This window comes from Phytobacter cepae (genome assembly GCF_054165735.1).
In genome coordinates, this window is sequence record NZ_CM135107.1 from 3,747,151 (window position 1) to 3,764,235 (window position 17,085).

Sequence of the window (17,085 nt, forward strand, 5' to 3'; positions counted from 1 at the left end):
GTGAGTCTGACGGTCAGCGAAATCCTCGCACTTGAGGAACTCTCCGCCCTGCGCCTGCGCGCCGGTCAACAGGGACTCCAGTTGGCGGTTCGCTGGTACTACGTGGCGGAAAATGAAAATATCGCCGAGTGGATCATGGGCGGGGAGCTGGTGTTTATCACCGGGATCAATCATCCTCGCGATGAAGACAACCTTACCCATTTGCTGATGGAGGGCAAGCAGCGCGGGATCGCCGGCATGGTGATTCTCACCGGTGACGCCTACATCCAGACGATCCCGCCGCGCCTGATCGCGCTCGCCGACGAGCTGGGTATTCCGCTGATCGAACAGCCCTATCTGCTGAAGATGGTGCTCGTGACCGAACGCATCGGTACCGCACTGGTGCGCAGCGAAAACGCCCTGCAATCGCAGCGCGATATCTTGTTACAGCTGTTAACCGGGGACTATCCCGACCTGCAAATCCTGCATCAACGCGCCATCCATCAGCAGCTGGATTTTACCCGCCCGCTGCGACTGGCGGCGCTGCGCCTGGAAGGGATAGAGCGCCTGTTCCGCCAGTTTCCACCGGAGCAGGCCGAAGCCTGGCTCCAGCAGGCCCGACGCACCGTGCGCCAGAGCCTGCAGCAGCAGCTCAATCAACAGGGCAATCCTTTTCCGGTGGCCGAGCGCAGCAATATGTTTCTTTTCCTGCTGCCGGATGAAGAAGGCGAGTTTTATCAGCAGAAAACGTGGCTTCAGGCGTGGTTGCTGGCGCAGGCGGAAAGCGGGCTGTCGATGCTGTGTGGCCTGTCGGCACCGGTGCAGCAGCTACAGGCGTATCCGCGCGCGCTGTCGCAGGCGCGTCAGGCACTGGATCTTAGCGATAATCTGCGCCCGGCCCAACGCATCAGCGACTATCAACAACTGGGCTTTATCAAACTGCTCTCCGCCGTCGGCGACCCTGGGCTACTGAGCGATTTTATGCACGACACCCTCGGCTGCCTGATCGAACCGGATCGCAAAAGCCCGTGGCTGCTAATGGAGACGCTGGAAACGCTGCTTCAGGAGAACGGTAACGTGGTCCGGGCCGCTGAACGGCTGGGGATTCACCGCAACACGCTGCATCAGCGTATCCAGCGCATTGTAAAGCTGACCCACTCTCCGGTCAGCCATCCGCAATTTCATCTCAACGCTTCGGTCGCCCTGGCTATCTGGCGTATGTCGCAAAACCATTTACGGGAACAACCATGAAAATTATTAACGCGCGCCTGCGCCATCAAGAAGAACTTTATACCCTCGACTTACAGGATGGCCTGATCAACAGCATCACCCCACAGGCCGCCGCGCTGGCGGCTGACGCCAGCGACATAGATGCCAGGCAAAAGCTGGTTATCCCGCCGTTCGTCGAGCCGCATATCCACCTCGATGCCACCCTGACGGCGGGCGAGCCGGAGTGGAATATGAGCGGTACCCTGTTTGAGGGCATCGCCCGTTGGGGCCAGCGTAAAGCGAGCGTCACCGTGGAAGATACGCGCCAGCGGGCGCTGAAAACCATCGGTATGCTGCGCGACAACGGCGTACAGCACGTGCGCACCCATATTGATGTTACCGACCCTTCCCTGACGGCCCTTGAAGCGATGCTGAGGGTGAAGAAAGAAGCAGCTCATCTTATTGACCTGCAGATCGTCGCCTTCCCGCAGGAGGGCATCGAGTCCTTCCCCGGCGGACGCGAGCTGATGACCCGCGCCATTGAGATGGGCGCCGACGTGGTGGGCGGCATTCCTCACTACGAAAACACCCGCGATAAAGGTGTCAGTTCGCTGATTTTTCTGATGGATCTGGCCCAGCGCCACGGCTGCCTGGTAGACGTACACTGCGATGAAACCGATGACCCGCAGTCGCGCTTTCTGGAAGTGCTGGCGGAAGAGGCCAGGGTGCGCGGCATGGGCGCACAGGTTACCGCCAGCCATACCTGCGCGATGGGGTCTTACGATAATGCCTACTGCTCGAAACTGTTCCGCCTGCTCAAAGCATCGGGCATCAATTTTATCTCCTGCCCGACCGAAAGCATTCACCTGCAGGGGCGCTTTGACAGCTGGCCGAAACGCCGTGGTGTGACGCGGGTGGCGGAGCTGGACCGCGCCGGGATCAACGTCTGCTTTGCTCAGGACTCCATTCAGGACCCGTGGTACCCGCTGGGCAACGGCAACATCATGCGCATCCTCGATGCCGGGCTGCATATCTGCCATATGCTGGGCTATGAAGATTTGCAGCGCTGCCTCGATCTGATAACCGACAACAGCGCCCGCGCGATGTGCCTCGGCGATAACTACGGGATCGCCGAAGGACGCCCGGCGAACCTGATTATCCTTGATGCGGAAGATGACTATGATGCGGTGTGCCGCCAGGCCAAAGTGCTGACCTCCATTCGTCACGGCAAGGTTATTTTGCAGCGCCAGCCGGAACAGATTCACTATTCAAATTGATGTTTCATGCGCCCGGCGGACCAGACTGCCGGGCGACATTCCCCCGCTCTGCCCTGGAGGAACTGCCGACCATGGTAAAAAAGGGAATTAAAATCGCCAGTTCAGGCTGACGACAAAAACCGAGGGTAAAATAATCCCTGCCTCGACGCCAAAATAATGAGTGAAATTATATTGTGCCGCGTGATAAATATAGGGTGCGAAGCCTACCCGCGTTATTTTTTTGAAAGAGTGATAAATGCCTTCATTCCCGCACTGGCTAAATTCATCAAAAAAGAATTCACCGGTATAGCCATATATTCCCTTATAAACAATATTGCCCTGTTCGGCCCAGTCTTTTCTGACGCCCAGAGAAAGGCAGCGGTGCCCGTAACTGTTGCGCATTGTGCCAACGAGCAGGCTGTAATCGGAGTTGTCAGAGAGCCTCTTCTCAACGGAATAAAACTCATTATCAAATTTCTCCGTATAAAGGCCATGGTTACCAATCAAGTGATAGACAAAGGAGCCGGTATTAAAGGAAAGGGTTTCGGCAGCCGGGGCAAAAGAAATCATCAGGGCGGAAGCTGCGGCAAGCATGCAAAAATTCTGGCGTAAAGGCATTCTAAAATGAAATCTTGTCTTGAAGAAACATTGGCAGAGGATAGCATTATTATATTCCCTTTATCCAGTTTCAGCGTCAGGTGTAATTTTTGAAAAACAGAAATAAATCATGATTGTCAGCGACTTATTCTTAACATGAAAGCTGCATGTGGCTGTAGAGAATAAGACATATCTCAACCAATCAGGCAGAGCGAGTATTTAAATATACCCGCTTAAGTAGCAGACTAAATATAATCACACTAATTTTTAGCTATTCTCCACTCAGATTCTTATGATGAACAGTCATGTTGCATAACCCTGTTTAGTCGCAAAAGCGAATGGCGTGCAGTGTCTCATTCAGATACGGTATTGACTTGCGCGCATCACTGCATTGTGATTTTATATGCACAAATAATGCATAAAAACACAAAAGGAAGAGGTTCACATGTCCGTAAAGTCCTCCGTTCAGGCGCAATTTGAAGCCTATAATGCGCATGATATTGAAGCCTTCATGTCTTGTTTTTCAGATGAGTTTAAAGGTTATCGGATGCCAACCGAAACGCCTTCTACCATAGGAAAAGCATCACTACGCGAATTCTACGTTAACCATCGCTTTAACAACCCAGCACTTAAAGCTGAGTTAATTTCCAGAATTGTTCTGGGTAATAAGGTTTTCGATCACGAGTTGATTCACGGCTTGTCTCCTGAGCCTCTGGAAACGGTGGCTGTTTTTGAAGTAAAAGATAACCTGATTTCGACAGCATGGTTTTATTTGCCATAGTTAAACGTTCACCCATCCTTAATAAGCCCCAGCCTGAGAGATACTGCACGCTGGGGATGAACAGACGGAATACGTATAAGGAACGTAATTGATGACACTCCCCACGCTCGAAACAGAACGCCTGGTACTTAAACCGCTGATCGCAGAAGATGCCATTCAGATTCAAAAGCGCTATCCGCACTGGGAGATTGTTCGTTACATGGTCGCCTCGGTACCCTGGCCCTACCCGGATAATGGTGCTGAGCATTACGTCAATAACGTTGCTCTGCCTGATATGGCAAAAGGCATTGCCTGGTTTTGGACAATAAGACGTCGTGAAAAGCCTGACGATCTCATGGGTCTGATCTGCCTTTATGATGTAGAAGATAATAACCGCGGATTCTGGCTGGCGCCTGAGTATCAGGGGCAGGGCTACATGCGTGAGGCGAGTATTGCTGCAACCGATTTCTGGTTTAATACCTTAAATAAACCGGTATTGCGAGCGCCAAAAGCAGCCATTAATACCCGATCCCAGCGTATTTCTGCCAGTAGCGGTATGCGGCTTATCAGAACGGAAAAGAAAGAATATGTCAGCGGCCTGCTTGATTCCGAACTGTGGGAAATTACCCGCGAAGAGTGGAATGCGCGTCATTTGGGCTAAGCGTCTCTGAGCGATGTCTGGATCGAGCACAGGATGATGTGAAACCCGCCGGGAGCAGATATTTCATCAACGCTCTATTATTGTCATCAGCGTTTATGACAGGAAATGGCTTGAGCTGATTCTTCGTGATAACGTCAAGGAAATCACCCGCTCAGGTGTTTTACCGGCAGCAACAGGCTACCTTACTCAATCGAGTCGAACGGGTTTTGCTTTGAGGATTCCGCTATGTCCGCTTTTCATCAACTTACCGCCACGCGTCTGGATGGCAAGCTTCTCTCTATGGCCGACTACGCCGGTAAGGTGATTCTGGTCGTGAATACCGCCAGCCACTGCGGCTTTACGCCACAGTACGGCGGCCTTGAAGCGCTTTATAAGAAGTATGCCGCTCAGGGCCTGGTGGTGCTGGGTTTCCCCTGCAACCAGTTCGGTAAGCAGGAACCCGGCGGCGCGGATGAAATCGCGCAGACCTGTCACATTAATTATGGTGTGAGCTTCCCGATGTTCGAAAAAGTTGAGGTCAACGGAACCGCAGCACATCCGCTGTTTCGTTATCTGAAAAGCGAATTGCCCGGCCTGCTGGGTGGTCGAATCATGTGGAACTTCACAAAGTTTCTGATCGGACGCGACGGTAAACCGCTCACGCGTTTTGCCCCCTTCACTCCCCCGGAGAAGATGGAATCCGCAATCCTTGCCGCACTTGAAGTCGACGTGTTTCGTTAAGTCGAACGCTTCAGTGTTAACGCGCGGCCGAAAACGCATTCTATGTGGCAGAAAATATCCGCACGAAACGCGTTTTTAAGGCGGCGATTTTCATTCATTACCTTTGGTACCCAAAGTCGGTCTCAACACCGCTTACGCGAAACATTTGGGAAAATCACAGATTCATCTCCCCTGTTTCTGCTCTGAAAAGCCATTGAATCATGAGGTTGATAAAATCGATACAGATTGAAATGTGTCCGAAATGGCGGAAGAATATGTCGTTGTTTCTGACAATTTTATGAAACCTATGGGGTTGAAAGTGGGAAAGTCTGCAAGAGTAAAAAAAATCCTGATGCTGGCAGTTTTAGGCTCCCTGATTTCGGCTTGCGCGCCGTTACATCCTCCCGGTTGTCACAAGACCACCGCTATGGGAAATTGCGGTTCTGGCCGCTGGGAGGATCAGGATGAATGGGGTGCACAAGCGCGCGCAATCCGGGCTGCAATAAACGCCAAACTTGCTGAACCAGTAAACTGGAAGGGAAAAAAATGCAGGTTGCATTTAGAATTTCAGCAGGATGGTACGGTGTCGAAAATATCCACCAGCGATGGTAATAAAGCCTATTGTGAAGCGCTGAAATCAGCAGCTCAGAGAGCCAAATTCCCCGCTTTCACAAACCCGGATGTTTATCAGGATTTTCAAAAATCCCGCTTCGATATGCGCGGTTAGCCACCTCACGGTCATTAACATGCCCGCTTTACGCTCAAAGCGGGCGACAACGCGTCAACAGACTCCGACTGTTCTCCTGACTACAGCAATAGCCTTGGGGCACACTTCAGCTCTGACCTTTCAACATATGACGTTGCAGCGCAGCATGAAAGAGGTGTAGATGACACCCCAACCACACCCGCTTTTATACTGGCTTCGTCATGCATCAGGTAAGGTGACCTCCGCTTTTACCGTCCTACCTTGTGCTGAGCGCAAGTTTCGCCGCGAAGCATAAAAACAAGCCGCCCGTGGCTCTGTCCATTACCTTGATAACGCTGCTTTTCTTAAGTATGGCAGAGGCGAAATGCGTGGACAGAATGAGCGTGCCTGACCAGATTGTCCCGATGGCCACGTGAATGCTGACCAGGATAAAGGTCCAGATGAGGGGGGAGTGTCCGGCAGGTATAAACTGCGGCAAAAATGAGACGTAGAAAATGCCCATTTTGGGATTAAGCACATTTCCCATCATGCCCCTGACAAACCAGTTGCCCTGCCCCGCTATATCGCCATCCCCCTGGCTAAACGAGGAACGGGGGCGCATCAGCAGTTGTAAACCCAGCCAGCTCAGCCAGGCAGCGCCGCAGACTTTGAGCACCGTATACGCCAGCTCAGAGACTGCCAGCAGAGCACCCAGCCCCAGCGCCACCAGCGCGCCCCATATGAAGCAGCCCACATCAATGCCCAGCGCCGCCTGAAAAGCCTTTTTCCCACCTTCAGCGCAGGCGGTTCGAAGAATGAGGGCAGTATCCAGACCGGGCGTGAGAGTAAGCAGAAGTGCAGCAAAAGAGAAAGCGAGAAGGGAATCGGTTACAGACATTTTCTTTATCCGAAAGCGTGGATGTTACTGACTTAACCTTTACCTTTCAAGCCTGGCGAAAAACAGGGGCGCCAGGGAGATAAGAAAACGCTGCAGAAGTCCGGCCGGTTTTACTATCAACTGCCGCATTTTGTAACGTTGCATTTTATTCAAACATCTCTGGCACAGAACGCGAATCTTTCCACGATTAAAACCCGGAGAGTCTTTCTACAATCCAGTCAATGAACAGACGCAAACGTGCATTCAACTGCTTAGTAGGAGGATAAATAATGGAAACAGGGAAGGAGGTGTTGGTTGCGTCTTCAAGTATAGAAACGAGTTCACCGGATTCAATAAAGCGCTTTGCTACGGAAGCATGGGTCTGCCCGATGCCACTACCCTGTACAAGCAGATTAATCAGAGCAGCGCTGTCATTAGTGGCTATGTCGAAGTTAAGCACCTGCTGTTCACCTGTACGATGACGAAAACGAAGAGGCCAGGCTTCTCCTGTGGCAGCGCTAAAGTAACCCACCACTTGATGCCCATTTTCAAGATCGCTAACGCGGGAGGGGGTTCCAAAACGCTCAAGATAGTCAGGACTCGCACAGGTCACTAAACGATCCTTATATAATGTTCTGCCTATCAAAGATGAATCCGCCAGCTCGCCTGCACGAATGACGCAGTCCACCCCTTCTTCAATGAGGTTAACTGGCCTATCGCCAATGCCAAGCGCTAGCTGAATATGTGGATAGCGTTCGCGAAATTCATCAAGAACCGGTATCAACACAAAATTGGCAAGTGAGGAGTGAAGATCTATGCGTAATCGTCCTTTAGCCGCTGCTCCTCGGTCGCGCATAGCCGCTTCAGTCTCATCCAGCTTCGCAACGAGTTTGCTGATTCTCTGATAATACTCAGCGCCCTCGGCGGTCAACGTAACGGTGCGCGTGGTACGTTGTACAAGTTTGATGCCAAGGTGTTCTTCTAGCTCTTTGAGAAATTTACTGACCGTAGAGCGCGGTAATGCGAGGTGTGCGGCGGCCCTGGTGAATGAGCGCGTTTCAACGATGCGCTGGAATATACGTATTGAAAGTAGATGATCCATTCATTAATTCTAACCCAGGCTAATGGATTGTGCACACACATGAAAACTGAAGTCGAAAATTCAGGGATTATCATTATTGATAGTCTCGCTATTCTGCGGTCATCTTATTTGTAAGAGGACAACGACATCATGACCGCCAGCCAAACCGAACACCGCGCATTGCTTGAAGAACGATATGGGGCAGCACAGCAGAAGCCAGACAACATTATCTGGACGCCGGAAGTCGAAACCCTTCTTCGCCATAAGTCTGTCAGAACGTTCTTGCCTGATTCGCTGCCTGATGGTTCTCTGGAGACAATGATCGCGGCAGCTCAGTCTGCCTCAAACTCTTCCGCCCTTAATCAGTGGAGCGTTGTTGCCGTTACGGATGCTGAGCTTAAACAGCAAATTTCAGACAAGGTTGCTCGTTCGGTACCGCTGGCTCGAATCCCCTGGATTGAAGAAGCCCCCGCATTGCTGCTTTGGGTAGGTGATTTGTCACGCGGAGCCGAAATCACTAAAGAAGCAGGAGAAGTCCCGTTTGTATTTGATTACCTTGATTCAATGCTGATGGCTTCAATTGACGCCTCTCTTGCCGCCCAGAATGCAGCAGTTGCGGCGGAATCGATGGGGTTAGGCATCGTTTATCTTGGAGTAATGCGCAATATTGCCAGAGATATTGCTGAGATGATCAATTTGCCTCCACACAGCTTTGTCACCTTTGGTATGGCTGTAGGGCGACCAGATACAAGCAGAACCAGCGGTATTCGTCCACGCCCTGCACAGCCGATGGTCCTGCATCACAATCAGTATGAACAGGGGCGATATCGCGACTATCTTGATGATTATGAGAATGCCTATAAGGCTTTTCGTAACAGTCAAAATATGAGCACTAAAACCTGGGTTGGAGCGGTGATCGAATCAGCAACCAGCATTGATTATATGGGAGGACGTGAACAGCTGCGTGAAACGCTTACAGAGCGAGGTTTCAAGTTGAAGTAGAACTCATGGCACTCCTTCCAAAATGGAAGAGAGCCGTTAGCGCTCTTCGCCCATATCCTCTCAAAACGCGGCTGCACTTTATTCCTGCAATATTCCTGCAAATTTTTTCTGACTGGCCATCCTGGGATGGCCGTCGGGCTAACGTTTAAACCTGTGTCATGCCGCCATCCACACAAATCTCAGCACCTGCAATATAGCGACTCTCATCGCTTGCGAGGAAAAAGGCAGCGTTTGCTACCTCTTCAGGTTGGCCCATTCTGCCAAGGGGTATTGCGCTGGTCAGCACGTTACGCACTTCATCCGTCGTCGCGGCCATCATATCGGTGTCTATTGGACCGGGCGCCACTACGTTCACACGGATGCCACGCGCAGCGAGTTCACGAGTCCAGGTGCGGGCAAAAGAGCGCAGTGCGGCTTTGCTGGCCGAGTAGACGCCATAGCCGTGCGTGCCGATAACATCCGCAATGGAACCGATGAGCACGACACTGCTGCCGGGTTTCATTAATGGCAATGCTGCCTGCAGGGCAAAGACGGGCGTGCGAACATTCAGGCCGAATGTCTGGTCAAAATGCGGCTCACTGACCTCTTCAAGCGTGGCGTATTCCGACATTCCCGCATTGATCACCAGGATGTCTATCTGACCCGATGTTTCTGAAATGGTCTGCATGATACGGCTCAGTTCATTCTTCTGACTGACATCCGCCCGCAGTGGTATAGCGGTCCCGGATAGCTTGCTTTTGGCGGTCGCAAGCTCTTCTTCACGTCGCGACGTGAACCAGGTAACGGCGCCCTCGGCGGCCAAACGCTGGCTGATAGCCAGACCAATGCCTTTCGCGCCGCCAAGAACCACCGCGATTTTTTTCTCAATGTTGCCCATCTGCTCTCTCCGATTTAAGTCGAAAACAGATGATATAAATTCTATACTTAATATCAATTACGCACTTTTACTATACCAACTATAACTGACGATATCGCCATGCAAGAAAATCACGCTAACTGCCTGCCAGACCTGAAAAATACCCGATTAGTGTTAGAACATATCACCAACAAATGGTCGATATTAATTCTTACAGTGCTGTGTACGGAGCCTTGCCGGTTCAATGAACTTCGCAGACGCCTGGATGGGATTACCCATAAAGCGCTGGCCGATGCGCTTAAACGGCTGGAGCGAAACGGTTTAATTCATCGTCAAGTACTGGCCACTCACCCTGTGAGTGTGGAATACACGATCACGCCGCTGGCGCAGTCCCTTCAGCAGCCCTTTGTTGCTCTGGCGAATTGGGCACAGGAATTCGGTCCAGCTCTGGCAATCGCTCAGGCTGAATACGACAGTGCTCATGGAGAAAGTCACAGCGAAGATAAATCTGGAATCGAATAAAAACTACGGTTGGCACTTTCACGGGTTCTTTCGCTTTAGAAAAGCAAGGAACATAAGGTGAACGGAACGACCCTCAGCGCCGCATGTTCCCCCTCACCCTAACCCTCTCCCCGGTGGGGAGAGGGGACCGCTCGTGCACGCATTTTTTCTGAGGATCCCTTCCCCTTACCGAATCAGAACTGTGGTTTGGTCGCTCTTTGCTGGTCCATGAACTTCATGCGCGCGTTTTGCCAGGCCGGATCGATCAACTGCAGCTTTGTGCCGCCCAATGAGAGTTTGGGCGAATCGGATTCACATCCCATACCTGACGTAGGCAGGGGTTTGTTACACCATAGCGGGGCCATCATACCGCCGGTTGAAATCGGGCCATATTTTGCGATCGCCGCTTCCTTCATCGACGTTTCATTGTCTTTGGTCCAGGGGATCTCATAGCTGACTGAATCCACCGCCATCGGGTTGCTCTTGTTATAAGGAATGCGGGGTTCAAAATTCACCTGCATCCGGGTGCCATTGTTGTCATAGACAAGCGTTGAAACCTCTTCACTGTTGGTCACCAGGTAAGCGACCTGGTCCTTTCTGTATTTAGAGACGCGAATCTGGTCGGCAGAGATACCGAAGTTTTTCTGCATTGCCGCGCGGGCTTCTTCAACGCTCATACCGGTTTTTACACCGCCTACGTCGAAGGGCGTCACGTCTACCGCGCGTACTGGCGGCACGGCATGGGCGGGAGTAACGATGCAAGGCAACGCCACAAAAAGGGCAGCAGGCAATCCAAACCAATATTTTTTCATCTTCTTTCCTCTGAGATTGATTGATCGCGACGTCCATGTTCAAGATCTGACATGTGGTCATCCTTCCACAATGAGAAACATTGTTAAATATTTTAACATATATGTCTAATTGTATGAAGAACATCACCTTTTTTTGTCATTTTCTTCTCGGATTACTCCTTTTTGTTCTGCGCTGACCGGGCATGCTGCTCAAGCTCATACTCGATGAATGCGTCTATCATCGCCCGGTAGATTTTCTCGATAATCTCGCCGGGCAGCCCTGCCTCTGCCGCCTTCACTCGCACCTTATCAATGACCTGCTGCACGCGATCCGGCGCACGAACGGCTGCACTGTCGGTTTTAAAGGCAGCAGCGGCTTTAACACATTCAGCACGCTGGGCAATAATGCTGACCAGCTCACTGTCTATCTGGTCAATCTGCTTTCTGACGGCATCAAGGGAGGTAAATGTCATTTATCGAACTCTCAAACTAGTACACGGGTTCAGCAGGATACCGGTAATGTTTACTTTTTCCAGCTCACATATTTAGTGGGTACCGAACACACTTTTTTGGCAATAACACAAAATTTGGGGTTGATCGTTAAGATGATAAAGATTATCTTTCTCATTACCGAATAGTTGAGCGAATCACTCAGGTATTCGGTACGACATTGCTCACATTGCTTCCAGTATTATTTGCCCGCCACTATGTGCGGGCTTTTTTTTGCCTGCGAGATGCGGTCATGGTTTGTCTTTAGGAATGATAATCTTCCGTAGTTGCTGGCTGTAACCTGTTGAAATAAAACCGCAACAATCAGTCTTTATCCTAAGATTATTCTTATCCAGGAACGATATCAGGATCATGGACCTACCTCTCTCATCGCGACAACTCAATGCGGGTGTGCTGCGCATTGCCGTTCCTCACGTAACGGCGGATGCTAACAACCTGCAGGTGATGGCCCTGTTCAATGAACATAAATCGTTAATTGGCCTGCCGGTGCTTGAGCAAAATCGACCGATTGGCATGATTAATCGCCACATTTTCCTCTCGCAGATGAGTCGTCCGTTTTTCCATGAACTTTACGATCAAAAAAGCTGTATCGCGTTTATGGATAAAACGCCGCTGGTCGTCGACGCCAACGCCGGGCTGGACTTTCTCGCCGAACGGGTCATCGAAACCGGTGATAAGGCCATTACCGAAGGCTTTATTCTGACCGAAAACGACCAGTATAAGGGCATTGGCCTGGGTCTCGATTTGATCCGTACCGTCTCCGATTTGCATGCCAGGCAGCACCTGCAAATCATGCAAAGCATTGAATATGCACGAGTGATACAGGAATCCATGTTGAGCCGCTCTCGTCAGAGCATTGAGCAAAGCCTCTCGGACTGGTGTCTCTACTGGCACCCCCGCGACTGCGTCGGAGGGGACATTTATGCGTTTCAGCGCAGTGAGAATGGCTGGTTGATGGTGCTGGCAGACTGTACCGGCCACGGCGTTCCCGGCGCTTTTATGACCTTTATTTTCTCCTCAGCGTTGGAAAAAGCGCTCAGCGTGGCGCCGGCCAGCGAGCCAGAGCGCCTGCTGGCGGTTATCAATGACTACATCAAACAGACCCTGAGCCAGGTGCATCCAACCGACGACTCCAGCCAGTCCAATGACGGCTGTGACGCCATTGCCCTGTTCGTCGATGCGCAAAATGCGCAGGTCATCTGGTCCAGTGCCCGTATGCACGCCTTCATGCTCGGCGTCGATGATGAAGAGGTCTACACCCTTGATAGCGATCGCAAGGGGATTGGTTATACCGACACCCCTGCCGATTATCAGTGGCGTCGCCATCAACGTCCGCTTCGCCCCGGCGACCAGCTTCTGCTGGTGACCGATGGCGTGACGGATCAGATTGGCGGTGCGCGCGACATTATGTTTGGGAAGAAACGTATTCAGTCATTGTTGAGCGAGCAGCGTGGGCAGCCCATGTCTGCGGTTTCCGGGGCGCTTCAGGCCGCGTTGACCGAATGGCAGGGCAAGCAACCGTCGCGCGACGACATGACATGGTTTGGTTTTAGCTGGCGATGAACACAATGGAAATTAACGACCTGCAGGTCAAAGAAGCCGTACTGTTACCCCTTTTTACGCTTCAGCGTCAAAGCGCTGTTGAGCTGTTTTACACCGGCTATTTTTCACAGCAGAACATCATGTCGATGGGCGGGGTGATTCGCGCCTGGCTGGATAAAAACGAATCCTCATCGGTGACCCGCCGCAAACTCTTCTCCGTCTTCATTGAGATGGGACAGAATATTGTGCGCTACTCCTCTGACGAGCGTTTTATGTGCACCGGCCATGAGGAGCTACGTTTCGGCTCGCTCTGCTTCCACACCGACAACGGGAATTATTATCTCGAAACCGCCAATCTGGTGGGCCCGGAAGAATCCTCACTGCTAAAGACAAACCTTGAAGTGCTACGCACCATGACCCAGGCGGAAATCCGTGACGCCTGGAAGCAGGGTTTGCGTAGCGAAGCGCCTGCCACCAGCAAAGGGGCGAACATCGGTTTGTTGACCATGGCGCGGGATACCAGTGTACCGCTGGAGTATCGCATTCATCCTCTGGCGGCCAGTTCGTTGTCCGCCTTTCATTTAAAGGCGACTTTCTGCCATGACTGAAGTGACACTGACTCCTTCCATTGAACAGGCTGCGACGCAGGCCACGCCGGAAGTGAATTTCGATTTTTCAGCGCAGCGTCTGGTCCTTAAAGGTGAAGCCTGGCCCGAAAATGCGGCAGCGTTTTTCCGCCCTCTGTTGCAGGCGATAGAAAACTGGTTGCAGGAAAAGCCGGCCAGCAGCGAACCGGTCCGCTTGCATGTGGCCCTGAGCTACTTCAATAGCTCCAGCACCAAAATGTTGTTTGAACTGTTCGAGTCTATGAACGGTTTTGCCAAACGTGGCACCCCGTGCGAACTCTACTGGTACTACGACGCAGAAGACGATATTTCCGAAGAATTCGGTGAAGAGTTACGCATCGACTTCACTTCTCTGGCGGTTGTTCTCATCCCGGATCTCAACGAATGCTAGATATTAACGAGCTTTTCAAGGATGAATATTCCGTACTCGAAGAGACTCGGCTGGCGGCAGCGGACGCCCAGCTTCCCGCAGACGACTGTCGCGAGAAATTGTGGACGGTGGCGAAACACTATCAGCGCCTGATCCGCGAATCGTATCGCTTGATCACCCGTAGCGATCGCGCCGAGCGTGAACTCAACCGCATGAACGAGCAGCTTCAAAAACTGGCGGCTCAGCTTGAGTATGAGGCCACACACGATCCGCTCACCGCCGTCTTTAACCGCAGCGCGATCATTAACCAGATCAATAAATCGCTGACTCAGGCCAATGTTGCGCTGATCCTGCTGGATATTGACCATTTCAAGCGCATCAATGACGAGTACGGGCATCCAACGGGCGACCGGGTCATCTGCGCGCTGGTGTCACGCATTCGCCGCGCACTCCCTGAGAGCGCCGCCATTGGTCGTGTCGGCGGCGAGGAATTTACTATTTTACTGCCAGAGGCGCGCATTGAAGAGGCGATGATTATTGCGAGCTATATTCATTCATCGCTGAATGCCTCGCCGCTGGATGTCCTGCCTCAGCAACGGGTTACCGCCAGTTTTGGCGTCAGCCTCGGGGCGAAAGACAGTGATTTTGAGACCCTGTACAGCGCCTCCGATGCCGCACTCTATACGGCCAAAAAACGGGGGCGGAATCAGGTTGTACTGCATGAGGATTTCTATCGCCCGCCAATATCATCGCATGCCGGAACGGTGTTCGCCCGATAGCGTTGCCGTTCCGGTAGCCGTCAGGGCGTCGTGTTACTTCTCATTCAGACCGAGTTTTTTCTCCAGATAGTGGATGTTGGTGCCACCCTGCTGGAATTTCTCGTCGTTCATGATGCGCGCCTGCAGATCCACGTTGGTTTTGATGCCGTCGATGATCAGCTCCTGCAGGGCGTTCTTCATGCGGGCAATCGCCACGTCACGGGTTTCGCCAAAGCAAATCAGCTTGCCAATCATGGAGTCATAGTACGGCGGCACGGTGTAACCGGCGTAGATATGCGACTCCCAGCGCACGCCAAAACCGCCCGGCGCGTGGAAACGGGTGATTTTACCCGGGCTCGGCAGGAAGGTGTTCGGGTCTTCGGCGTTGATACGGCACTCCACCGCATGGCCTTTCACCACCACGTCTTCCTGTTTGATGGACAGCGGCTGACCGGCAGCGATGCGCAGCTGCTCTTTGATCAGGTCCACGCCGGTGATCATTTCGGTAACCGGGTGCTCCACCTGGATACGGGTGTTCATCTCAATGAAGTAGAACTCGCCGTTTTCGAACAGGAACTCGAAGGTGCCCGCGCCACGGTAGCCGATGTCCACGCACGCTTTCGCGCAGCGGTCACCGATGAAGCTGCGCAGTTCCGGGGTGATGCCCGGCGCCGGTGCTTCTTCAACCACTTTCTGGTGACGACGCTGCATGGAGCAGTCACGTTCTGCCAGATAGATGGCGTTACCCTGACCGTCTGCCAGCACCTGAATTTCGATGTGGCGGGGGTTCTCCAGGTATTTCTCCATGTAAACCATGTCGTTGCTGAAGGCCGCTTTGGCTTCCGCTTTGGTCATGGAGATGGACTGCGCCAGTTCGGCGTCGCCGCGCACCACGCGCATACCGCGACCGCCGCCGCCGCCGGACGCTTTGATGATAACCGGGTAGCCGATGCGTTTTGCATGGGCACGGTTAGCCTCCATATCGTCCGTCAGCGGGCCGTCAGAGCCCGGTACGGTCGGCACGCCGGCCTGTTTCATGGCGGTAATGGCCGACACTTTGTCGCCCATCAGGCGGATGGTGTCAGCTTTCGGGCCGATGAAAATAAAGCCGGACTGTTCAACCTGCTCGGCAAAGTTGGCGTTCTCGGAGAGAAAACCATAGCCGGGGTGAATGGCAGCCGCCCCGGTAATCTCAGCAGCGCTGATGATAGCCGGGATGTTGAGATAGCTTTTCACGGACTGAGCCGGGCCAATACAGACCGTCTCGTCCGCCAGCAATACGTGTTTTAAATCGCGGTCCGCAGTGGAGTGCACGGCGACAGTCTTGATGCCCAGCTCTTTACAGGCACGAAGAATACGCAGTGCAATCTCGCCGCGGTTGGCGATGACAATTTTATCCAGCATGTTCGCCTCGTTACTCGATGATGACCAGCGGCTCGTCGAATTCAACCGGTTGACCGCTCTCGATCAGGATGGCTTTCACCACACCTGCTTTATCTGCTTCGATCTGGTTCATCATTTTCATCGCTTCAACGATGCAGAGCGTGTCGCCCACGTTGACTTTCTGGCCCACTTCGCAGAACGCTTTCGCGTCCGGGCTCGGGGTGCGATAGAAAGTCCCAACCATTGGGGAACGGACAACATGCCCTTTTATTTCTGCGGTTTCAGGCGCTTCCATTACCGGCGAGCTGGGAGGCGCAATGGCGTCGGACAAAGCCGTTTGCGGCGCGGGAGGGACATACGCCTGGTGCATCATCGGGTAAGCGGGGGCAACCGTGGCACGGCTGATACGTAATGACTCTTCACCTTCGGAAATTTCCAGCTCGGAGATGCCTGATTTCTCAACCAGCTCAATCAGTTTTCTAATTTTATCGATGTCCATGGGGTTCTCTGCGTTTCGCTTTCTTGCTGACGACGTCAGCCTGTAATTAATTAAGCCAGAGTGTAGAAGAGGTTAGGACAAAGCGCATCAGGAAAGAGGGAGAGGATGGAACGCGAAAGTGGGGAGCGACGGTACGCTAAAAACAGTAAGCCCCGGCAGATGCCAGGGCCTGGTGTATTAAGTAAAGCAAGTCATTCAATCTAAATTGGCCCCCCGGCGCTTATCTCCGGCACTCACTATATTGTGGCGTTAGCTCTGTCTGGGGTAGGGCCATCATAGTCTATCGGATTAGTCCGATCAATAACCTGATCGGACCGGATTTCAGGATTTATGACCGCGATCATAATTTCCAGAAGGCGTCAAAAAATGGTTAACATTTACGCAAAAAAAAGCCAACTCAAACGAGTTGGCGGCAACATGCACAATACCTTTTATTCCATTAC

The 17,085-nt window shown here is 52.4% G+C and carries 20 protein-coding genes; 12 read left to right on the forward strand and 8 right to left on the reverse strand.

Annotated elements, in window-relative coordinates; all coding sequences use genetic code 11:
* Together ACUY4Q_RS17630 and codA are read left to right on the forward strand one after the other, a co-directional pair.
* The gene (locus ACUY4Q_RS17630; RefSeq protein ID WP_458044003.1) at positions 1-1,230 is read left to right on the forward strand and encodes a PucR family transcriptional regulator; all 1,230 of its coding nucleotides are present in this window, start codon (positions 1-3) and stop codon (positions 1,228-1,230) included.
* The gene (codA, locus tag ACUY4Q_RS17635; RefSeq protein WP_458044004.1) at positions 1,227-2,465 is read left to right on the forward strand and encodes a cytosine deaminase; all 1,239 of its coding nucleotides are present in this window, start codon (positions 1,227-1,229) and stop codon (positions 2,463-2,465) included. The genes ACUY4Q_RS17630 and codA overlap by 4 nt, the downstream gene beginning before the upstream one ends.
* A gap of 87 nt (positions 2,466-2,552) precedes the next feature.
* Here codA and ACUY4Q_RS17640 read toward each other — a convergent pair whose 3' ends face one another.
* Complete coding sequence (locus ACUY4Q_RS17640; RefSeq protein ID WP_458044005.1) at positions 2,553-3,038, reverse strand: hypothetical protein; 486 nt, start codon at positions 3,036-3,038, stop codon at positions 2,553-2,555.
* A gap of 448 nt (positions 3,039-3,486) precedes the next feature.
* Here ACUY4Q_RS17640 and ACUY4Q_RS17645 point away from each other — a divergent pair, with 448 nt between their 5' ends.
* From ACUY4Q_RS17645 to ACUY4Q_RS17660, 4 genes are all read left to right on the forward strand, one after another.
* On the forward strand, positions 3,487-3,822 hold the full coding sequence (locus ACUY4Q_RS17645) for a nuclear transport factor 2 family protein (protein WP_458044006.1): 336 nt from the start codon (positions 3,487-3,489) through the stop codon (positions 3,820-3,822).
* Between the two features lie 91 nt (positions 3,823-3,913).
* Positions 3,914-4,462, forward strand: coding sequence for a GNAT family N-acetyltransferase (locus ACUY4Q_RS17650; protein WP_458044007.1), 549 nt, complete (start codon positions 3,914-3,916; stop codon positions 4,460-4,462).
* A gap of 225 nt (positions 4,463-4,687) precedes the next feature.
* Positions 4,688-5,182: a glutathione peroxidase gene (locus ACUY4Q_RS17655; protein WP_458044008.1), complete on the forward strand. Its 495-nt coding sequence runs from the start codon at positions 4,688-4,690 to the stop codon at positions 5,180-5,182.
* A gap of 331 nt (positions 5,183-5,513) precedes the next feature.
* The gene (locus ACUY4Q_RS17660) at positions 5,514-5,888 is read left to right on the forward strand and encodes a cell envelope integrity TolA C-terminal domain-containing protein (RefSeq protein ID WP_458047381.1); all 375 of its coding nucleotides are present in this window, start codon (positions 5,514-5,516) and stop codon (positions 5,886-5,888) included.
* Positions 5,889-6,123: 235 nt separating this feature from the next.
* Here ACUY4Q_RS17660 and ACUY4Q_RS17665 read toward each other — a convergent pair whose 3' ends face one another.
* Both ACUY4Q_RS17665 and ACUY4Q_RS17670 read right to left on the reverse strand, forming a co-directional pair.
* Positions 6,124-6,744: a LysE family translocator gene (locus ACUY4Q_RS17665; RefSeq protein ID WP_458044009.1), complete on the reverse strand. Its 621-nt coding sequence runs from the start codon at positions 6,742-6,744 to the stop codon at positions 6,124-6,126.
* 187 nt (positions 6,745-6,931) lie between these two features.
* A complete protein-coding gene (locus ACUY4Q_RS17670; protein ID WP_458044010.1) occupies positions 6,932-7,825 on the reverse strand; it encodes a LysR family transcriptional regulator in 894 nt (297 codons plus the stop codon).
* Positions 7,826-7,954: 129 nt separating this feature from the next.
* Here ACUY4Q_RS17670 and ACUY4Q_RS17675 point away from each other — a divergent pair, with 129 nt between their 5' ends.
* Positions 7,955-8,806 (forward strand): nitroreductase family protein, encoded by an 852-nt coding sequence (locus tag ACUY4Q_RS17675; protein ID WP_458044011.1) that lies wholly within the window; start codon positions 7,955-7,957, stop codon positions 8,804-8,806.
* A gap of 145 nt (positions 8,807-8,951) precedes the next feature.
* Here the strand turns inward: ACUY4Q_RS17675 and ACUY4Q_RS17680 are convergent, their stop codons facing one another.
* Positions 8,952-9,683 carry an SDR family NAD(P)-dependent oxidoreductase gene (locus tag ACUY4Q_RS17680; protein WP_458044012.1) on the reverse strand — a complete coding sequence of 244 codons (732 nt, stop codon included), beginning with the start codon at positions 9,681-9,683 and terminating at the stop codon, positions 8,952-8,954.
* 99 nt (positions 9,684-9,782) lie between these two features.
* On the opposite strand from ACUY4Q_RS17680, the gene ACUY4Q_RS17685 reads away from it, so the two are divergent.
* Entirely contained in the window at positions 9,783-10,184 is a 402-nt protein-coding gene (locus ACUY4Q_RS17685; RefSeq protein ID WP_458044013.1) for a winged helix-turn-helix transcriptional regulator, read from the forward strand.
* A gap of 173 nt (positions 10,185-10,357) precedes the next feature.
* Here the strand turns inward: ACUY4Q_RS17685 and ACUY4Q_RS17690 are convergent, their stop codons facing one another.
* On the reverse strand, positions 10,358-10,975 hold the full coding sequence (locus ACUY4Q_RS17690; RefSeq protein WP_458044014.1) for a hypothetical protein: 618 nt from the start codon (positions 10,973-10,975) through the stop codon (positions 10,358-10,360).
* Between the two features lie 152 nt (positions 10,976-11,127).
* Positions 11,128-11,427 carry a chorismate mutase gene (locus ACUY4Q_RS17695; protein WP_458044015.1) on the reverse strand — a complete coding sequence of 100 codons (300 nt, stop codon included), beginning with the start codon at positions 11,425-11,427 and terminating at the stop codon, positions 11,128-11,130.
* Positions 11,428-11,815: 388 nt separating this feature from the next.
* Between ACUY4Q_RS17695 and ACUY4Q_RS17700 the strand changes: the two genes are divergently transcribed.
* Genes ACUY4Q_RS17700 through ACUY4Q_RS17715 form a run of 4 tightly spaced genes read left to right on the forward strand, consistent with a single transcriptional unit; the run spans position 11,816 to position 14,781 of the window.
* Complete coding sequence (locus tag ACUY4Q_RS17700) at positions 11,816-13,027, forward strand: SpoIIE family protein phosphatase (RefSeq protein WP_458044016.1); 1,212 nt, start codon at positions 11,816-11,818, stop codon at positions 13,025-13,027.
* Positions 13,028-13,032: 5 nt separating this feature from the next.
* The gene (locus ACUY4Q_RS17705; RefSeq protein ID WP_458044017.1) at positions 13,033-13,614 is read left to right on the forward strand and encodes a SiaB family protein kinase; all 582 of its coding nucleotides are present in this window, start codon (positions 13,033-13,035) and stop codon (positions 13,612-13,614) included.
* Positions 13,607-14,023, forward strand: coding sequence for a DUF1987 domain-containing protein (locus ACUY4Q_RS17710; RefSeq protein ID WP_458044018.1), 417 nt, complete (start codon positions 13,607-13,609; stop codon positions 14,021-14,023). The genes ACUY4Q_RS17705 and ACUY4Q_RS17710 overlap by 8 nt, the downstream gene beginning before the upstream one ends.
* On the forward strand, positions 14,017-14,781 hold the full coding sequence (locus ACUY4Q_RS17715; protein ID WP_458044019.1) for a GGDEF domain-containing protein: 765 nt from the start codon (positions 14,017-14,019) through the stop codon (positions 14,779-14,781). Before ACUY4Q_RS17710 ends, ACUY4Q_RS17715 begins: the two co-directional genes overlap by 7 nt.
* Positions 14,782-14,814: 33 nt before the next feature.
* Here the strand turns inward: ACUY4Q_RS17715 and accC are convergent, their stop codons facing one another.
* Both accC and accB read right to left on the reverse strand, forming a co-directional pair.
* Positions 14,815-16,164: an acetyl-CoA carboxylase biotin carboxylase subunit gene (accC, locus tag ACUY4Q_RS17720; protein ID WP_458044020.1), complete on the reverse strand. Its 1,350-nt coding sequence runs from the start codon at positions 16,162-16,164 to the stop codon at positions 14,815-14,817.
* Positions 16,165-16,174: 10 nt separating this feature from the next.
* Positions 16,175-16,642: an acetyl-CoA carboxylase biotin carboxyl carrier protein gene (gene accB / locus ACUY4Q_RS17725; protein WP_458044021.1), complete on the reverse strand. Its 468-nt coding sequence runs from the start codon at positions 16,640-16,642 to the stop codon at positions 16,175-16,177.
* Between the last annotated feature and the right edge of the window lie 443 nt (positions 16,643-17,085).